The following is a 488-nucleotide window of genomic DNA, read 5'->3' on the forward strand; positions in this document are numbered from 1 at the left end:
ACCGGCACCATCACCACCAGCGCGCCGAACGACGTGCTGGCTGGTCACGCCCCGCTGACCAACTCGATCACCGACGTCAGCGGCGGTAACTACGAGAACCTGGTGGCCGATAAAACCCCGGTCAGCACTACCGTCACCGATACTCCGGACACCACCAATTTGTCGCTGAGCGCGACCGGTTCCGTGGCCGAAGGTGGTTCGATCATCTACACCGCGACCCTGACCAACACCGCCGGCTCGCCGGTGACCGTGACCCTGTCGAACGGTGCCGTGATCACGATTGAGGCCGGGAAAACCACTGGCTCGGTGACCGTCGATGCGCCGAAAGACGACGTGTACAAAGATGCTGGCAAAGTCGAAGCGACCATTTCCACCGCCACCGGCGGCGATTTCGAAAACCTGGTGCCGAGCAACGTACCGGCGGTGACGGAAGTGACCGACACCATCGACACCTCGACGGTGAAACTGACCGCGAGCGAAACCGCGGC

Annotated in this window: 1 protein-coding gene; it reads left to right on the forward strand. The window is 62.7% G+C overall.

The features are described 5' to 3' along the window. Nucleotides 1-488, forward strand: a 488-nt coding sequence (locus tag AC1D1M_RS31490) for an immunoglobulin-like domain-containing protein (protein ID WP_477778706.1), incomplete at both ends; no start/stop codon positions are given.

The organism is Pseudomonas sp. P1_F7 (genome assembly GCF_056405655.1).